The organism is Microvirga sp. CF3062, from assembly GCF_036314045.1.
Taxonomy (GTDB): domain Bacteria; phylum Pseudomonadota; class Alphaproteobacteria; order Rhizobiales; family Beijerinckiaceae; genus Microvirga.
Genome location: NZ_JAYGGN010000010.1, coordinates 82,194 through 99,358, shown reverse-complemented (window position 1 = coordinate 99,358; position 17,165 = coordinate 82,194). Strand labels below are relative to the sequence as shown.

18 protein-coding genes are annotated in these 17,165 nt (G+C 64.1%); 4 read left to right on the top strand and 14 right to left on the bottom strand.

The annotated features are described in order from the left end of the window. Positions 1-2 precede the first annotated feature (2 nt). From uvrB to VB618_RS17215, 8 genes are all read right to left on the bottom strand, one after another. On the bottom strand, positions 3-2,711 hold the full coding sequence (gene uvrB / locus VB618_RS17250; RefSeq protein WP_329797965.1) for an excinuclease ABC subunit UvrB: 2,709 nt from the start codon (positions 2,709-2,711) through the stop codon (positions 3-5). Positions 2,712-2,760: 49 nt separating this feature from the next. Continuing rightward, on the bottom strand, positions 2,761-3,816 hold the full coding sequence (locus VB618_RS17245) for a DUF808 domain-containing protein (protein WP_329797964.1): 1,056 nt from the start codon (positions 3,814-3,816) through the stop codon (positions 2,761-2,763). Positions 3,817-4,149: 333 nt separating this feature from the next. After that, the gene (locus tag VB618_RS17240) at positions 4,150-6,000 is read right to left on the bottom strand and encodes a DNA methyltransferase (RefSeq protein WP_329798079.1); all 1,851 of its coding nucleotides are present in this window, start codon (positions 5,998-6,000) and stop codon (positions 4,150-4,152) included. Then, a complete protein-coding gene (locus tag VB618_RS17235; RefSeq protein ID WP_329797963.1) occupies positions 5,907-7,691 on the bottom strand; it encodes a type IIL restriction-modification enzyme MmeI in 1,785 nt (594 codons plus the stop codon). The genes VB618_RS17240 and VB618_RS17235 overlap by 94 nt, the downstream gene beginning before the upstream one ends. A gap of 190 nt (positions 7,692-7,881) precedes the next feature. Further along, positions 7,882-8,451 (bottom strand): fasciclin domain-containing protein, encoded by a 570-nt coding sequence (locus VB618_RS17230; protein ID WP_329797962.1) that lies wholly within the window; start codon positions 8,449-8,451, stop codon positions 7,882-7,884. 141 nt (positions 8,452-8,592) lie between these two features. Next, a complete protein-coding gene (locus tag VB618_RS17225; RefSeq protein WP_329797961.1) occupies positions 8,593-8,811 on the bottom strand; it encodes a hypothetical protein in 219 nt (72 codons plus the stop codon). A gap of 62 nt (positions 8,812-8,873) precedes the next feature. Next, positions 8,874-9,608 carry an anti-sigma factor gene (locus VB618_RS17220; RefSeq protein WP_329797960.1) on the bottom strand — a complete coding sequence of 245 codons (735 nt, stop codon included), beginning with the start codon at positions 9,606-9,608 and terminating at the stop codon, positions 8,874-8,876. Beyond that, on the bottom strand, positions 9,605-10,150 hold the full coding sequence (locus VB618_RS17215) for a sigma-70 family RNA polymerase sigma factor (RefSeq protein ID WP_442931845.1): 546 nt from the start codon (positions 10,148-10,150) through the stop codon (positions 9,605-9,607). The genes VB618_RS17220 and VB618_RS17215 overlap by 4 nt, the downstream gene beginning before the upstream one ends. A 179-nt stretch (positions 10,151-10,329) precedes the next feature. Between VB618_RS17215 and VB618_RS17210 the strand changes: the two genes are divergently transcribed. Beyond that, a complete protein-coding gene (locus VB618_RS17210; protein WP_329797958.1) occupies positions 10,330-11,109 on the top strand; it encodes a DUF4394 domain-containing protein in 780 nt (259 codons plus the stop codon). A gap of 42 nt (positions 11,110-11,151) precedes the next feature. Here VB618_RS17210 and VB618_RS17205 read toward each other — a convergent pair whose 3' ends face one another. Next, positions 11,152-11,541 carry a DUF3775 domain-containing protein gene (locus VB618_RS17205; RefSeq protein ID WP_329797957.1) on the bottom strand — a complete coding sequence of 130 codons (390 nt, stop codon included), beginning with the start codon at positions 11,539-11,541 and terminating at the stop codon, positions 11,152-11,154. 190 nt (positions 11,542-11,731) lie between these two features. On the opposite strand from VB618_RS17205, the gene VB618_RS17200 reads away from it, so the two are divergent. Continuing rightward, positions 11,732-11,986, top strand: coding sequence for a SemiSWEET transporter (locus VB618_RS17200; protein ID WP_329797956.1), 255 nt, complete (start codon positions 11,732-11,734; stop codon positions 11,984-11,986). Positions 11,987-12,012: 26 nt separating this feature from the next. Then, positions 12,013-12,783 carry a C13 family peptidase gene (locus VB618_RS17195; RefSeq protein WP_329797955.1) on the top strand — a complete coding sequence of 257 codons (771 nt, stop codon included), beginning with the start codon at positions 12,013-12,015 and terminating at the stop codon, positions 12,781-12,783. Positions 12,784-12,893: 110 nt separating this feature from the next. Here the strand turns inward: VB618_RS17195 and VB618_RS17190 are convergent, their stop codons facing one another. Further along, a complete protein-coding gene (locus VB618_RS17190) occupies positions 12,894-13,415 on the bottom strand; it encodes a DUF1499 domain-containing protein (RefSeq protein ID WP_329797954.1) in 522 nt (173 codons plus the stop codon). 90 nt (positions 13,416-13,505) lie between these two features. Here VB618_RS17190 and VB618_RS17185 point away from each other — a divergent pair, with 90 nt between their 5' ends. Then, complete coding sequence (locus VB618_RS17185; protein ID WP_329797953.1) at positions 13,506-13,847, top strand: DMT family protein; 342 nt, start codon at positions 13,506-13,508, stop codon at positions 13,845-13,847. A gap of 250 nt (positions 13,848-14,097) precedes the next feature. On the opposite strand, the gene VB618_RS17180 is transcribed toward VB618_RS17185, so the two are convergent. The 4 genes from VB618_RS17180 to VB618_RS17165 all read right to left on the bottom strand — a co-directional run bounded on the left by VB618_RS17180 (position 14,098) and on the right by VB618_RS17165 (position 17,162). Next, the gene (locus VB618_RS17180; RefSeq protein ID WP_329797952.1) at positions 14,098-15,237 is read right to left on the bottom strand and encodes a PQQ-dependent sugar dehydrogenase; all 1,140 of its coding nucleotides are present in this window, start codon (positions 15,235-15,237) and stop codon (positions 14,098-14,100) included. A 78-nt stretch (positions 15,238-15,315) separates the two neighbouring features. Continuing rightward, entirely contained in the window at positions 15,316-15,507 is a 192-nt protein-coding gene (locus tag VB618_RS17175) for a hypothetical protein (RefSeq protein ID WP_329797951.1), read from the bottom strand. A 140-nt stretch (positions 15,508-15,647) separates the two neighbouring features. Then, entirely contained in the window at positions 15,648-16,061 is a 414-nt protein-coding gene (locus VB618_RS17170) for a VOC family protein (RefSeq protein WP_329797950.1), read from the bottom strand. Positions 16,062-16,181: 120 nt separating this feature from the next. Next, the gene (locus VB618_RS17165; RefSeq protein ID WP_329797949.1) at positions 16,182-17,162 is read right to left on the bottom strand and encodes a Bug family tripartite tricarboxylate transporter substrate binding protein; all 981 of its coding nucleotides are present in this window, start codon (positions 17,160-17,162) and stop codon (positions 16,182-16,184) included. Positions 17,163-17,165 lie beyond the last annotated feature (3 nt).

Sequence of the window (17,165 nt, the reverse complement as noted above, 5' to 3'; positions counted from 1 at the left end):
CCTTACCGCCCTTTGCGTCTGCCCTTGTATTTCGGCTTCTGCCCCGCGAGCCCCTGCGTCGAGCGCCCGGCCGGACGCTCGCGGAAATTCAGCGGGACCTCGCGGTCCGTGCCGGGGCCCATCTCGTCGAGGCCGGGCTTGCGGATGCGGGTGCCCTCATCCGAGCGGCCCTTGCCGGTCGGGCCATAGCTGTCAGAATCCTCGTCGCCCGCCGTGGCGCCCTCAGTTGAAGGCGGCAGGCCCTTCGGCGGCAGGTTGGCGCTGCGGCCGTATTTGCGCGCGCCGCCATACTTGCCCGCTTCCCGCTCCACGGCGCTTTGCCGCGCCATCGGGTCGTCGCTGATGGCAAGCTCGGTGGCCTGCAGGCGCTTGAGCTCGTCGCGCAGGCGGGCCGCCTCCTCGAATTCCAGGTTCGCCGCGGCTTCGCGCATGCGCTTTTCCATGTCGGCGATGACGGCCTTGAGGTTGTGGCCCACCGTCTTGCCGGCGAGGCCCGTATCGACCGACACGTGGTCGCGCTCGTAGACGCTCTCGAGGATGTCGGCGATATTCCTCTTCACCGATTGCGGCGTGATGCCGTGCTCGGCGTTGTAGGCGAGCTGCTTCTCGCGGCGGCGGTTGGTCTCCGCGATCGCGCGCTCCATGGAGCCGGTGATCTTGTCGGCGTAGAGGATCGCCTTGCCTTCCACGTTACGCGCCGCGCGGCCGATGGTCTGCACCAGCGAGGTCTCGGAGCGCAGGAAGCCCTCCTTGTCCGCATCGAGAATGGCGACCAGCGCACATTCCGGAATGTCGAGACCCTCGCGCAGCAGGTTGATGCCGATGAGCACGTCGAAGGCGCCCAAGCGCAGGTCGCGGATGATCTCGATGCGCTCCAGCGTGTCGATGTCCGAGTGCATGTAGCGCACGCGGATGCCGTTCTCGTGCATGTATTCCGTGAGGTCTTCGGCCATGCGCTTGGTGAGCGTGGTCACGAGCGTGCGGAAGCCTTGGGCCGCCAGCTCCTTCACCTCGTGCACGAGGTCGTCCACCTGGCTGCGCGCCGGGCGGATCTCGATGACCGGATCGACGAGACCCGTGGGGCGGATGACCTGCTCGACGAAGACGCCGCCGGTCTGCTGCATCTCCCACTTCTGCGGCGTCGCCGACACATGGACCGATTGCGGCCGCATGGCGTCCCATTCCTCGAAACGCAGCGGGCGGTTGTCGAGGCATGAGGGCAGGCGGAAGCCGTATTCGGCCAGCGTTGCCTTGCGCCGGAAGTCGCCGCGATACATTCCGCCGATCTGCGGCACCGTCACGTGGCTCTCGTCGGTGAAGACAAGCGCGTTGTCGGGCAGGTATTCGAACAGCGTCGGGGGCGGCTCGCCCGGCTTGCGGCCAGTGAGATAGCGAGAATAGTTCTCGATGCCGTTGCACACGCCGGTGGCCTCGATCATCTCGAGGTCGAACTGCGTGCGCTGCTCGAGCCGCTGCGCCTCCAACAGGCGGCCCATGCGGGCGAGTTCCTGCAGGCGCTGCTGCAGCTCGGTCTCGATGCCTTTGACAGCCTGCTGCAACGTGGGGCGCGGCGTCACGTAGTGCGAGTTCGCGTAGACCTTCACGAATTGCAGGTCATTGGTCTTCTTGCCGGTGAGCGGATCGAACTCGACGATCGACTCGATCTCGTCGCCGAACAGGCCGATGCGCCAGGCGCGATCCTCCAAGTGGGCGGGAAAGAGTTCGATCACGTCGCCGCGCACGCGGAATGTGCCGCGGGCGAAATCGCTCTGGATGCGCTTGTACTGCAGGGCCACGAGATCAGCGATGAGCTGGCGCTGCTCGATCTTCTCGCCCACCTTCACGGAGAAGGTCATGGCCGTATAAGTCTCGACCGAGCCGATACCGTAGATGCACGACACGGAAGCCACGATGATCACGTCGTCGCGCTCGATCAGCGCGCGCGTCGCCGAGTGGCGCATGCGGTCGATCTGCTCGTTGATGGATGATTCCTTCTCGATGAAGGTGTCCGAGCGCGGCACGTACGCTTCCGGTTGATAATAGTCGTAATACGAGACGAAGTATTCCACCGCGTTGTCGGGGAAGAACGACTTGAACTCGCCGTAGAGCTGGGCGGCCAGCGTCTTGTTCGGCGCAAGGATCAAGGCAGGGCGCTGCGTCTCCTCGATCACCTTGGCCATGGTGAAGGTCTTGCCCGAACCGGTAACGCCGAGCAGCACCTGATCGCGCTCAGACCGGCGCACGCCGTCCACCAGCTCGCGGATGGCCTGCGGCTGGTCACCGGCGGGCTGGAAGTCCGACTTAATCCTGAACGGAATGCCGCCTTCCGACTTATCGGGGCGGGGCGGGCGGTGCGGCACCCAGAGCGTGCCGTTCTTGAAGCGCGGATCGCCCTCGGTGAGCAGCCGTGAGAGCGCATCGACCGTGGCGGAGTAGCCGGAGCCTGAGGAGAGATCGCCAAGTTCGTCGGTCACGTCCGGCCCGTCATCGGGCCCCTTCATGCCAAGCTTCTTCGCCAGCGCCGGGTCCACATCCGTGATGTCGCCGTGGATGAAGGTTTCCTGCGCACGCTCGGCAAAGCCCTCCGCCGCTTCCCGCTCCCGGTTGACGGCGGGACTCAAGAGATCGGCGAGATGGGGAGCCAGCGGCTTCAGCTCAGGCTTGGAGGCTTTCCCGGTGGAAAGCTTGGGCTTCTTGGGTGATTTGGCCATAGAACGAATATGGTACGAACGGCCGGGGAATGGAAGAGCGGAGGCTTGCTCAGGCGGTGTGCTTTTCGGCCTTCCTGCCGCCGCGCAGGGCTTTCAGCACGGGCACGGCGACATAATGCACCAGCGGGATCAGCAGGCCTCCCAGGATAAGCCCGAAGAGGCCTGCGGCTGTTGCCGTGACCAGCCATTCCAGCGTGCCTGCAAGCGCCGGCACCGCATGGGCCACCGTCACGGCCGTCTCGTGGATCACATGCTCCACGCCGGCCAAGCCGTACCCCGCCAGCCCATGGATGATGATGCCGCCGCCGACCCAGATCATCGCCGCCGTGCCGACGATGCCGAGGAGTTTCAGCAGGATCGGCATGCCCTTCACGAGGCTGCGGCCGAAGGCTTTCGTGACAGGCGCCATCGCCCTGTCGGCGCCTGAGGGAGGCGCACCGGGCAGGGCGCGCCGGAGCAGGCGGGAGACCGGCCGGTTGCTGGTGGCCATGGCCACGCCGGCATCGTCCGCCTTCACGATCAGGGCCACGGCGCCATAGACCAAGGCCGTGATGGCGATGCCGACCACGGCAAGCACAAGAGCCTGCATCCAGAACGAGGCGGTCGGCACCGTGGCCAGCGTAATGGCCATGATCTCGGCGGACAGGATGAAATCGGTCTTGATCGCGCCGCTGATCTTCTCGTTCTCGAAGCTCTCGGCCGTCTGCGTCGCCGCAGCGACGGCCGCCTCATGCTCATGGGCCCCATGCGGGAAGAGGGCTTCGAACACCTTCTCCGAGCCCTCGTAGCAGAGATAGGCGCCGCCGATCATCAGGAGCGGCGTGATGGCCCAGGGTGCCACGAGGCTCAGGATCAACGCGGCGGGCAGGAGATAGAGCAGCTTGTTCTTGACCGATCCCAGGGCGATCCTGCCGACGATCGGCAGCTCGCGGGCTGCGGCAAAGCCCACCACGTAGCGCGGCGTCACGGCGGCATCGTCGATCACGACGCCGGCGGCCTTCGCGCCGGCCTTCATGGCCTGGGCGGTCACATCGTCGAGCGAGGCCGCAGCGACCTTGGCGAGGCCTGCGATATCGTCCAGCAATGCGATCAAGCCGATGCTCATGAGGGCTCCTGTCGAAATGGGTCAAGCGTGACTGTCAGGATCAGCTACACGGCTGCTCCAGCTTCGACAACGTCTTGGGGCGAGATTGGGTGCAGGATGGCGTGCCATCCCGGGCGAAGCGGAGCGGAGATCCGGCGTCGGGTGCAGGATAAAACGCTGGTCTCCCTCTCCCTGAGGGAGAGGGTTGGGGTGAGGGGTTACTGTCCTGTCCGGATAGACCTGTAACCCCTCACCCGCGCCTGACGGCGCGACCTCTCCCACAAGGAGAGGTGAAGGGAGCCACACCCGTCCAAGGATCCCGGATCGCCTTCGCCGTCCGGGATGACGCGCTCCTCACGCCGCCTTGCGGGCGAGGTAGCGGCCGTCGGCCGTCATGGTGATGCGGCCGTAGCGGACGAGGGTGGTCAGTGCCTGCTCGACGCGCGGCTCGATGCGCTTGCCGCCGCGCTTGAAGCCGCGGGCCAGTGCCGCCGCATCCATGGGGCGGCCAGAGGCCAGGAGGGCGTGCTCGACGGCGAGCGAATCCTCGATCCGGTCCTTCGGGAAATCGGGCAGGGCGCGGTCGATGGCCACCACGTTTGAGCCGAGGTCCAGCTCCCCGGTCTTCTGCGCCGCCGCGCCCTTGGCGTAGCGCGGGATCTGGTAATCGGGCCTGAGCCAGCGCACGAGGCCCAACGCCTCCTCCCTCGCCCGTTCGGCGTTGAGCGCGACAAGCCGCTCCAGGATCTCCTCGTCGGAGAGGGTGTCCGGCCAGCCATAAGCCTGGAACACGAGCCGGTCGAGCCGCTCGTGCAGTTCCTTCAGGATGAGGATCAGCCCCTCGTCCTTGATCCGCTCCTCGTCGGGGGTGAGCGTCACCTTTCCGCCGTCATGGCCGGGCTTGTCCCGGCCATCCACGTCTTTGTGGCGCGGCGGTTTGGAAGACGTGGATCCCCGGGACAAGCCCGGGGATGACGAGGAGGATGATGTCACCTCCATCGCCTTCAGCTTCTCCAGCACGTTGTACATCTGCGTCAGCGTGAGCTTCGGATGCTCGGCCTGACGGCTCTTGCGGAACGCATCGAGTTCTTCCGCAACGGCGCGGATTTTGGCTTTCAGGGATTCGGGCGGATCAGGGAAGGGGAAGGGGTCGAAGCAGTTGGACTTTGTATAGCGAGGGCGATCTTCAAGTGTGCCGCCTTGCCCTAATGTCCAACTCACATGCAGTCGCGACGAGAGGATGCCGAGGTGCAGCGGATCGGATGAGGCAACAGCGACAAGCATGTTATCCGGTAGGATTGATGCGTCGAGTAACTGGAAGATTCGATGCTTCGCCGTTTCGACCGTGGCTATGTAGCGGGGCAGGCCATCCAAAGCAGGGCGCAATTCACGACGAGGCTCGCCGAATATCCACCAGTTCAGCCGATACGTGTCGCGGTTGTTGCCATCCCGTTCAGGCTTCACTGTCGCAAGAACATGCTGGTAAACCTCGGGATAGAGTTGGCGGACTCCGTCGGATTCTAACCCGAAGAGGTCGACCACCATCACGCCCCGCGGTATCGCGGTCAGATCGCGCCCGTTGCGGTAAGGGCGGATGTGCTTCTCCAATCCGGGTCGCTTTCCGAGACCGAGATGCTGCGCTTCTTCCGGTGTCACGATAAAGCCCGCACCATGCAGCTTTACACCCGGCGAGCACAGGCTTTCATTTGCGAGGAGAGGGGTGGCAGAGGTCACATCCACACCTACACTCAAGTCCGGGTTAATCCGCCCTGCGTGCTCGACAAGTTCAACAACAGGCTCATCCGTATCCAACCCACTCTCGCGTGACACCTCACGCAACACACCATCGCATTCACCCTTCGCCGCGACCGTCATCGCAATCCGCACCGCCGCCGAGTCCGCAGCCGCCTTCGTCCACGGATGATCCGGAATGGCCATGACGAGCGACACGGGTGCCTTCGCCTCCATGCGCTTCTTCATCACGCGGCGCGAGAATTCCTGCGTGATTGAGTTGGTGGTCACAAACCCGAAGCGGCGGAGCGGCGACCCCTTCACTGTCAGGAGTTCCGCCGCGCGGTCCCACCAGTACATGACGAAATCGGCCGAGTCGTTCATGTGCTTGTGCGCGGCCCAGAGCGCCTGCGTGTAGGCATCGCCGAGACGGGCGCGCAGATCCTTTCCGCCGATGAACGGCGGATTGCCCACGATGAACTCCGCCTCTGGCCACACGGGCCTGCGTGCGTTCGGAAAAGTCTCGACGCGTTTGCCGTCCTTCTCCGCCACCTGCGGCACGGGATGACCGTCCCAGGTGAGCACGGCGTCGTAGCCTTGGCGCTTGCCGAAATTGATGTTTTCGAAGGCTCGGAGGGATGGCCGGTGCGGTTGCGGTAGTGCTGCTGCAGGTAGCCGATCCACACCACGAGCTCGGCGATGGCTGCGGCGCGGGGGTTGAGTTCGAGCCCAAGAAACTGGTGCGGGTCGACGGTCTCGCGGTCGAGGCCCATGCTCTCCGGCTCGCCGAGCTGCGCTAGCGTCTCCAGCACCTCGCCTTCGAGCTTCTTCATCAGCTCCAGCGACACGTAGAGAAAATTGCCGGTGCCACATGCAGGGTCCAGGACCCGCGTGGCGCAGAGCTGGCGGTGGAAGGCGTGCACGATGGCAATCGCCGCCTTCTCGTCGCCGGTCTCCTTGGCGTGCTCGGCCTTGCGCAACGCATTCTGCCAATCCTCGCGCAGGGGCTCCATCACGGTTGCCTCCACGAGGCGCTGCACATAGGCGCGGGGTGTGTAATGGGCGCCGAGCTTTTTGCGCTCCGTCTTGTCGAGGGCCTGTTCGAGGAGCGTGCCGAAAATTGCCGGGTCGACCTCTGTCCATCGCGCTTTCGAGGCTTCCCACAATTCGCCGATTTCTTCCCGGCCCACCGGGAAGGCACGAGCCTGCTTGAACAGGTTGCCGTTGAAGTGGCGCAGATGTTTCTTGAACAGAGAATAGAAGCGTCGCTCGTGCTGCGGCTCGTCCATCTTCACCCAGAGTTCCTCGATCAGAGGCGCGAAGGCATCGGGTTGATCGATGCATTCCTTCAGCAGCTGTGTGAACGCGCCTTTGGGTAAAAGTTCAACATCCTCTGCAAACATGGTGAAGATGCAGCGCATGAGGAAATCCGCGACATCATTAGCCTGGAAGCCGCGCTCCTCCAGGGCCTTGCTCACCTGCGCGAGGCGCTTGGCGATGTCGCGGGTGACGCGGGCCGCCTCCTTCGACGGATCGAGGGAATGCGGCTCCTGCCAGATGCGCTTCAAAAGCGTGCGGGTTTTCTCGTCGCGCAGATCCTGCAGGTAGATGCGAAAGCCGTTGCGGTCCGGGAAGTGGCTATAGGCGCGCCCGGCGCCGGTGAAGTCCGCGTAAAGCTCCAGGCAGTGGCCGACATCGCAGACGATGACGAAGGGTGGCGCGGGGTGATGCGCGTCGAGCAGGAAGACGTAACTTTCCGCCTGCTGCCGCGCATTCTTCATCATCACGTCCCAGCCCTTCGCAATGTTGCGTTTGCCGAGATCGGCGGGCTCGTCTGCGAGCAGGGTCAGCTGGCCGGGAATGGCCTTGTCCTTGCCCGGCAGGCGCGACTGCTTGGCCTCCAGGATGAAGGCGTTCTTCTTGTAGAGATCGATCCGCTTGGGCGCCGTCGTCGCATCGCTGTCGCGGGGGCGGACGGCGCGCTCGAACAGGTAGTCGTTCAGCTCGCGCTCCTGGCCGGAGGGCTCTGGGCGAGGCACGCCGATGACATCGCAGAGCTCCGACAGGAACATCTGGTAATTGGCCCGCTCGGCACCACCCTCACGAGAGGTCCATCGGGTGATAAAGGCCTCAACGAGGGGAGGGCACAGATCAGCGGGCGACATATCTTATGGTTGTATTAGGTCTTCATACAACCATAAGTGAGAGATTGTCTGTTGCAAGCTACTTTTTGGCCGATGCTGCAAGGGAACGCGGCTTTGGCATAAAAAAAAGCAGCCTCGAAGGGCTGCTGAAGTCTGCGGGCACTGGGAAAAACGGGCGGAGCTTTCGCTCCGCCCCTGCCGGGTTCGGGGATTAGCCCGGCAGCAGAACGGTGTCGACCACGTGGATGACGCCGTTCGATTGCATCACGTCGGCGATGCTGACGGTGGACTTGCCGCCCTTCTGGTCGGTGATGGTGAGCGTGTTGCCGGAGGGCATGACCGTCAGCGTTGCGCCCTGCACGGTCTTCAAGGTGGCCTTGCCGCCGCCTTCCTTCACCTTCGCCACGAGATCCTGCGCGGTCATCTTGCCGGCCACCACGTGATAGGTGAGCACGCCGCTGAGCTGAGACTTGTTCTCGGGCTTCAGAAGCGTATCGACCGTGCCGGCGGGCAGCTTGGTGAAGGCTGCATTGGTGGGTGCGAACACCGTGAACGGGCCCTTGCCCTGCAGGGTCTCGACGAGGCCCGCGGCCTTCACGGCGGCAACCAGCGTCGTGTGATCCTTCGAGTTGACGGCATTCTCGACGATGTTCTTGGACGGATACATCGGCGCGCCGCCAACGGTCGTGGTCTTCTCCTGTGCGGTGACAGGCAGCGACATCACAAGAGCTGGGGTCGCAAGAGCGATGGCGGCAGTCATGCAGGCAATACGGATGTTCATGGATCTGGTCCCTGAAATGGTTGGATTAAGGATCCCGGCCTTGTTGCCGGAGACCGAAGGCTCAACCTTCAGGGCGGATACCCCGCATGAATGCGATTGGATGCGGGGTCGCGTTTTCGTGAAGAGAGAAAAATTTTGGGGTCAGGCGGTGAACGCCGTCGGACCCCTCAGGTAAGCCTCGATGCGGTCGACCTCTACCTCGACGTCTTCTGCTTTCACGAGGCGCGGCTGATCCCGATTGAACTTGGGAACAGGGTTCTCGTTCTCGGACGCAATATCCTTGGGAGCCTTGTGCACGGACGGCTGCAGCTCGCTCGGCTTGTCATCGTCCGGCCTGTCAGGCGGGCGGCGCGGAGTCATGGCATCCTCCTTATGGACTAACCAAAAGTATTGGCTTGATCCGTGTCACAAATAGGGCGCCGTCACAGTGCGGTGGACGCTGTTCCCTTCATCACCACCGGGCCTGTGGGCAGGCCCGTGGGGGAGCCGGTGAGCGGCTCGACCGAGATCGCGAACAGTTGATTCGAATGCGGCTGCGGCAGGTTTCGCGGATCGAGCAGCACCGTCCTGGCCGTTTGCACCACGCCCACGGAGACCGGCGCCCCGTTCGGGTCCGGGAAGGTCCAGACCTGGATGGAGTGATTGTGCGGGATCTCCATGTCGCCGAGCGGCGTGAGCTCGAGGCGCCCGTCGGCAAAGGTGCGCAGCACGGCGCCGGGCTGGTTGGTCTCGCTCATGAGAACCGCCACGAGGGTCGGCTGGCGGGTGGCTTTGTCCGCGAAGTAGCTCACGCCCACGGTGAGCAGGAGTGCGGCCAGCGCACCGGCCATGCCGAAGCCGCGCCAGAAGGCGAGGCTGTTCCAGAGCCCCTGCAGCAGGCTCGGCGAAGTCTCCCGACGCGCGGATGCCACAGGCCTCGCGGCAGCCACTGCAGGCTGAGCTTCAAGGCCTGTGTCGATCCGCTGCCACAGAGCGTCACTCGGCGGGAAGTTCACAGCCGTGTTGTCCCATTCCGCGAAGCGGGTGTGCCATTGCTGGACGAGAGCCTGGAAGGACTCGTCCGAGGTCAGCAGACGTTCGGCGAGTCCGCGCTCCTCGCCCTCGAGGAGGCCAAGGACATGCTCAGCGGCGAGGCGATCCTGATCGTCGCGGGTCATGCCATGCACTCCCGCAGCGCCAGCAGGGACCGGCGGATCCACGACTTGATCGTGCCGAGCGGCACGCCGAGGCGGCCGGCGAGTTCTCCGTGGCTGAGGCCGTGGATGTAGGCCAGCGTGATGGCCTGGCGCCGCGCCGGCTCCAGGCGTTCCAGGCAGCGCTTGAGGTTTCCCGTATCGGACAGGCGCATCATGACGGTCTCGGCGTTCTCTTCATCGCTCGTGAGCCCCATGGGCTCGAAATCCTCGACCAGATCGGTCCGGGTCTCGCCGCGCAGGATGTTGAGCGCCCGGTTGCGCAGGATGGCGTAAAGCCAGGACCGGGCGTCGCCCCGGGCCGGGTCGAAGCTGTCGGCCTTGCGCCAGACCTGAAGAAAAGTGTCGTGCACGGCTTCCTCGGCCAAAGCCCGCCGCCGCAGGAGCCGCATGGCGACGCCCAGCATCCGCGGCGCTTCGCTGTCATAGATGGCACGCAAGGCCACGCGATCGCCCCGGGCGCATTGGCCGAGGGCGTGGTTCAGGTCCAAGGCCGGGGAGGCCATCTCCCCAAGCACTGCCTTCACGCGAGAACTCCGTTTCCACTTGCCAACGTTACACCCGAACCCTGCGGTTGGATGCAGGAGGCCGAAAATATTCACGTCCTCTGCATCCATAGAGGATTCCGATGGGTATGCGCAATGTCGGTCACTCACGGCCGGCGGTTCAAGCCGGAGGATTCATCATGAAGTTTACACCCTTGGTCGCGGCTCTCCTGGGATCGACGCTTGTGGCGGGTGCGGCTCACGCGCAGAGCGTGGCGGCGCTTGTGGGAGACGACATGATTGCCATCGTGGACGTGGCGGGAAGGAAGGTCGAACGTTCGATGAAGGTCTCGGGCCTCTCCGGCGCCCTGGTGGGGATCGATGTGCGTCCGGCCGACGGCATGCTCTATGGCGTTGCAACTGACGGAACGGTGGTGACGATCGATCCGGCGACCGGCAAGGCGACCATGAAGTCAAAGCTCGACACCATGCTGGCGCCCGGCACCATGGCGACTGTCGATTTCAACCCTGTGGCGGACCGGCTGCGGATCATCGGGTCGGACGGCATGAACCTTCGCGCCAACGTGGACGACGGCAAGGTCACGAAGGACGGTCAATTGAAGTTTGCCGATGCCGACATGCACAAGGGCAAGATGCCCAAGGTGGTCGCCGGTGCCTACACGAATTCCATGAAGGGCGCGAAGGAAACGACGCTGTACGACATCGAGGCGAGCGGCGTGCTCGTCAAGCAGGTGCCTCCGAATGACGGCGTGCTGAACTCGGTCGGCATGCTGGGCATGGAAGCCGGCGCTGCTGCCTTCGACATCGTCTCCGCTGACGCCATGAGCGAAGGCTGGCTCATGAGCGGCAAGTCGCTCTACAAGGTCGATTTGGCGACCGGAAAGGCCACGGAAGTCGGGATGATTGCAGGCGTGAATGGGACCGTGCGCGATATCGCGGCGATGCCGAAGGCGATGTAGTTCAAGGGCGGCGCGCCGGTGATCTTCGGCGCGCCATCTCGCTCAGGCGCAACTGCGGCCCATGGCGTTGAGGCCCTCGTCCAGAAGGTCGGCGAGGTTCGGGATGCCGATGAGCCAATCGGCTGTCGAGGCGGAACTCGCCTCCTCGCGCTCCCGGGCGAGACGCACGGCGGCGCCCCATTCCTCGGGCTCCATGTCGCCGCGGCCGATATAAACCAGCGCGATCAGGTCGGCGCGCTCGTCGTCGTTGAGGCCGGCAATCACGTCCCGCACCTCTTCCTCGGTCGCGTCGTCCGGTGAGGCGGTGAGAGCATCGATGCTGCCGTCGTCGGTGGGGTTTGAACCCGAAGCCGGATCGGTGATGCCTTCCTTCACATCGATGGCCCTGGCCCGGAGAATGAGTTCGCAAACCTTGTCGAGCGCGATATCCATGGAAAACCCTCTTGGGACGATGTCGTTGTCACGTACCTGACAGGGGAAACCCGGAAGCGGGCATTCGGTTCAGCCCCGGCGAAGCTTCCAAGGGGGGATATGCGGCGGCCCACCGGAAGCTTCCGACATTTTCAACAAGCGCGAAGCCGTCGCTGTGATAGAGATACGTCTCTCCACACGCGAATCGATTATGTCCGGCATCGAAATCCTCGGCTTTGCAGCCGCCATTCTGACGACTGTCTGCTGGCTGCCGCAGGCCTTCAGAACCATCCGCACCAAAGACACCCGGTCGATTTCACTGTTCGCGCAAGGCATTTTGACCCTGGGGATCGTGCTTTGGCTGATTTACGGCATTCTCGTCGACAGCGCGCCGATCATCTTTTCCAACGCCATCAACTTTGTGCTCGTGGGGCTGATCCTGGCTTTGAAGGTGCGCTACGGCTAGGATCCTCCGATCTGGGGAAGTTTGCGATGCGTCGGTTTGTTGCCTTTTGCCTGATCGGGTTCTGTCTGGCTTTGGGCTTTCCCCCCGATGCCCTCGGGCAGACCGCCCGCCGGGCCGATTCGTCCCAGCTGGCGCCGCACCGTCCGGGACAGACCGATGTGTACATCCTGTCCTTCGGCCTCTGGGGGCCGCAGAGCGTCTTCGAGAGCGAGGCCAAGGGCGCTGCCCGCATCCTCGAGCAGCAGTTCGGTGCGAAGGGTCGCTCCATCGTCCGGTTCAACACCAAGCGCCGTGCTGGCGCGACGCCCGAGACTCTCGTGGCTGCGGCCGAGGCCGCTGGCCGCACGCTCGATCCCGCCGAGGATGTCGTAGTGCTTGTCCTGACCTCCCATGGCGCGCCTGAGGGGATCGGGCTTGTAGCCGGGCGCGATACCCGTCTCGTCACGCCGGGTGATGTGAGAACCCTGCTTGAGAGAACCAAGGCGCAGCACCGGGTGGTGATCATCTCAGCCTGCTACTCGGGCATTTTCGCCCGTGAGTTGGCCGATGCACGCACCCTGGTGATCACGGCGGCTGCGGCCGACAAGCCGTCCTTCGGCTGCCGGGACGGGGCGACCTGGACCTATTTCGGCGATGCCTTCTTCAACAAGGCTCTCAGGAGCGACGCGCGTCTGGACACGGCTTTCGAGAAGGCACGCGGCCTCGTTACCCAGAGGGAGAAGCGGGAGGGCTTCGATCCGTCCAATCCGCAGATTGCCGGCGGATCTCAGGTTTTGCAACGCCTGTATGCCCGTTAGCGCATCGTGCGGAAAAGTGGACCCGGTTTTCCGCGCTCAACGATGCGCCAACCAAGAGTTGGAGCATCGGATGGATCCCAAAAGTGCATTCCACTTTTGGGTCCGATGCTCTAAGAGAGCTGCCGTGCGGCCAGCGTGCCGATGCGGGCAACCCAGCGCTCGATCCGCCGCCTGTTGACGCCGAAATCCGAGCGGCCGATCTGGCTGCGGGAATAAAGCGCTAGGGTCGATGCATCCTCGCCCCGGTCGAATACCTGCACGACCACGGTATCGGGAAAGCGCATGAACCGCGTGCGGACGAGGTAGCGATCCTGCTGCGGGCCTCGGTCGAGAAGGCTTGTGCCGGGTTCCGCCAAGGCCACCTCGGAGACGAGGCTGCGCAGGCGGGCGCTGGGCACGGGAAAGACCGGCGGCTCCGCATCTGGCTGTGCCTGAGGGCAGATGTCGCGCGGGCAGATCAGGGCATCGTTGGGATTGTTGCGGCGCTTGAGGGTGGCAAAGTCCACCGCCCCCAGATCAGGCGAGCCGAACAGGCCCTGCCATGATCGCTCAAGCCCCGTTTCCCAACCACGCCACAGGCCATAGCCGAGACCGACGCTGACGAGTCCGATTGCCACAGCCTTCTTTCGCATGTTCTGCCTGTTCCCCACCGGCCGCTTGACAGCCCAGCTGAGAAGAATAGGGCAGGGCGCGCCCGCATCCTAGCGTTTCCGAAAAGTCCGATGAGCCCCCACACCGCACCCATCCTGCTGCTGATCGCCTCGAACGTGTTCATGACCTTCGCGTGGTATGGGCACCTGAAGTTCAAGACATCGCCCTTGTGGATTGCCGTGATGGCGAGCTGGGGCATCGCCTTCGTCGAATACTGGTTCGCGGTGCCGGCCAACCGGATCGGTTCCGCCGTCTATTCGGCAGCCGAACTGAAGACCATGCAGGAGGTCATCACCCTGGTGGTCTTTGCAGGCTTCTCGGTGCTCTACCTGAAAGAGCCGCTCGGGCTGAACCACCTGATCGGCTTCTGCCTCATCGCCGCAGGCGCCGCCTTCATCTTCCAGGGGCGCTGAACATTTGTATCGTCATGGCCGGGCTCGTCCCGGCCATCCACGTCTTTCCCTCGCTCTCACCTCATCCTGAGGAGCAGACGCAGACTGCGTCTCGAAGGAGGGCTTCAGTTGTCTCTGGAACCTCCTTCGAGACGGTCGCTGCGCGACCTCCTCAGGATGAGGGTTGATGAGAGACAAAGGCGTGGATCACCGGCACAAGGCCGGTGATGACGAGGGAGGAGCACCAAGGGCAAGCCTTGGGACCAGCCGATCAGGTTGCAGGCTTCATGCGCAGGATGCGGCCGTTGCGCGAATCCGTGAGTAGATAGACGAAGCCGTCCGGTCCCTGGCGCACGTCGCGGATGCGCTCGCCGAGCTGCTGCAGCATACGCTCCTCGCCCGTGACCCGGTTGCCGTTGGTCTCCAACCGTGAGACGAGCTTGCCGGCCAACGCGCCGACGAGGATGCTGCCGCGCCAGGCCGGGAACTTGTCGCCGGTGTAGAAGGCCATGCCGGACGGGGCGATGGACGGATCCCAGTAATAGACCGGCTGCTCAAGGCCTGCCTTCTTCGTGCCCTCGCCGAGCTTCGCGCCCGAATAGTCGACCCCGTAGGAGATGACGGGCCAGCCGTAGTTCTTGCCCTTCTGCGGGATGTTCACTTCGTCTCCGCCGCGCGCGCCGTGCTCGACGGTCCAGAGTTCACCCGTGGTCGGGTGGAGGGCCGCCGATTGCAGGTTGCGGTGACCGATGGACCAGATCTCCGGCCGGGCATCCTCGCGGTTCGGATAAGGATTGCCGGGTGCGGCACCCCCTTCGGGCTTGATGTGGACGATCTTGCCGATGTGGTTCTCCGGGTTCTGCGCCTGGTTGCGCAGGTCGAAGCGGTCGCCCAGCGTCACGAAAAGATTGCCCTCGCGGTCGAAGACCAGACGCGAGCCCCAGTGATTGCCGCCGGTATAGGACGGCTCCTGGCGGAAAATCACTTGGAGGCCTTCGAGCGCCGTTCCGTTCCCGGCAAGCCGCGCCCTGGCGACGCTGGTGCCGGCGCGACCCTCGCCGCGATCCTCGGCATAGCTCAGGTAGACGAGGCGGTTCTGAGCGAAGTTAGGGTCGAGGGCGACGTCCAGAAGGCCGCCTTGTCCGCGCACGGCCAATGGCGGGAGACCGCGGATCGGTTCGGAAAGAGACCCATTGGCATCGACGATGCGCAGGCGCCCGGCGCGTTCGGTGACCAGCATGCGGTTGTCGGGCAGGAAGGCGAGGCCCCACGGGTTCTGGAGATCGCGGGCGACCGTTTCGACGATCACCTCCACCTTGTCGGTGCGGAAACGCTGGGTGTCCTGGGCCAGAGCGGGGGAAAGGGCGCCGAGCGTCAGGGCGCAGGCCAGGGCAACACGAAGCTTGAACATACATCTCTCCGTCGGTCCGATGCCGGAGAGCTAGACTCTTGCAGCAGGGCGTCAACCGTGCCGTCGTTCACTCACGCGTTATCGCGGAGAATAGACGTGGATTGTTTTCGTGTCCTGCGCGGAGAGCGTCTGAGTCATCGCCATGACGGAGAGTGTCGCCAAGCCCATCAGCATAATCAAGGCAAGGGAGTAACGGCTTTCCTGGCGCCGATCGAGACGCTGGACGCGGGATGACACGTGGCAGGTGTTTCTGGCCTGGAAGGTTTTCATCGGTTCTTCCCCTAGCAACCGAAGGACGATCACGACAGAAAAACTTCTTTGATTCAAGAAAGTTCCAGGGTGCGGCGAAAGTGCTGCTTACGGACTCTTGGCTAAGTCTTTGTTAACCAATTATTAACTATTGTGGCAAGCTAGCTTCCACCTGCCGGTGTCACAACGACGGACGGTGCGGAGCGTTCCGCCGGCCCGTGATGCACCGCCTCGATGTTGTGACCGTCCGGGTCGAAGGCAAAGGCCGCGTAGTAGCCAGGATGGTAGGAGCGCTCCCCAGGTCCACCGTTGTCCCGCCCGCCGGCGCTGAGGGCGGCCGCATGAAACGCATGCACGCTCTCGCGGTCCTTGGCCTGAAACGCGAGATGGACCCGTGAGACCGGGCCATCAGCTTGATCGACCCACAACTCGTCGCAGGCGAAATGCCCCGGGCTCTCGGAGGTGAAGTCATGCCCCAAGGCCTGCAGGACAGCGCGGTAGAAGCGCCGGCTCGCTTCGAGATCGGAGACGCGCAGGTGGATGTGGTCGATGAGGCGGCCCTGGTAGCGTTGCATCAGTTGTCTCCTACAACCCGCGTCATGCCCGCACTTGTTGCGGGCATCCACGTCTTCAAGCCTCTTAAAACGTGGATGGCCGGGACAAGCCCGGCCATGACGACGTGGATTATACGAGTTTCACTCAGCCTTGATGCCGGCCGCCTTGATGATCTCGGCCCAGGTCTGGATCTCCTTCTCGAGATACGGCTTGAAGGTTGCCGGATCGCGCACGTTCAGGGTGAAGCCGAGCTTGGTGATCCGATCCTTCACCTCGGGCTTGTTGAGGATCGCGATGATCGTGCCCGACAGCTTGTCGAGGATGGGCTTGGGCGTGTTCACCGGGGCGAAGAAGGCGGCCCAGGATTCCGCATCCGCATTGGTGATGCCCTGCTCGCGCAAGGTCGGCACATCGGGCGCCTGCGGGTTGCGCTGCGGGCTGGCAATCCCGATGGCGCGCATCTGGCCGGCCTGGAACTGGGACAGCACGCTCGGCAGGGTCGAGTTCGACACGTCGATGCGCCCGCCCATCAGCTCCGTCACCAGGGGAGCGGCGCCTCGGAACGGCACATGGGTCATCTTGGTGTCCGTGCGGGTCATGAAGAGTTCGGTGGCCAGATGCGAGCCGGAGCCCACGCCCGTCGAGCCGTAATTGAGCTTGCCCGGATCCTTCTTGGCGAGTTCCACCAGCTCGGGGATCGTCTTCACGGAGAGGTCGTTCTTGACCACGAACACATGCTCGAAAGCGCCCGCGCCGGCGAGCGGCGCGAAGTCCTTCACCGCGTCATAGCCCGGCTCTTTCAGCAGGAACATGTTGTTCCCGTGGGTTTGGTTGTTGCCGAACACGATGGTGTAGCCGTCGGGCTCCGCCTTGGCGACCGTGCGGGTGCCGACCGCCCCGGAGGCGCCGGCGAGGTTCTCGACCAGCACGTTCTGGCCGATCGACTTGCCCATCTCCTCCGCCACGATGCGGGCGATGACGTCGGTGGGGCCGCCCGCCGGGTAGGGGACCACCATCCTGATGACGCGGTTCGGGAAATCCTGGGCGGAGGCTGCTGAGGCGAACAGGGCCGCGCCGGCGAAAAGGCCGAGCGCGAGGCGGCGGGTGACGGATTGGGTCATCGG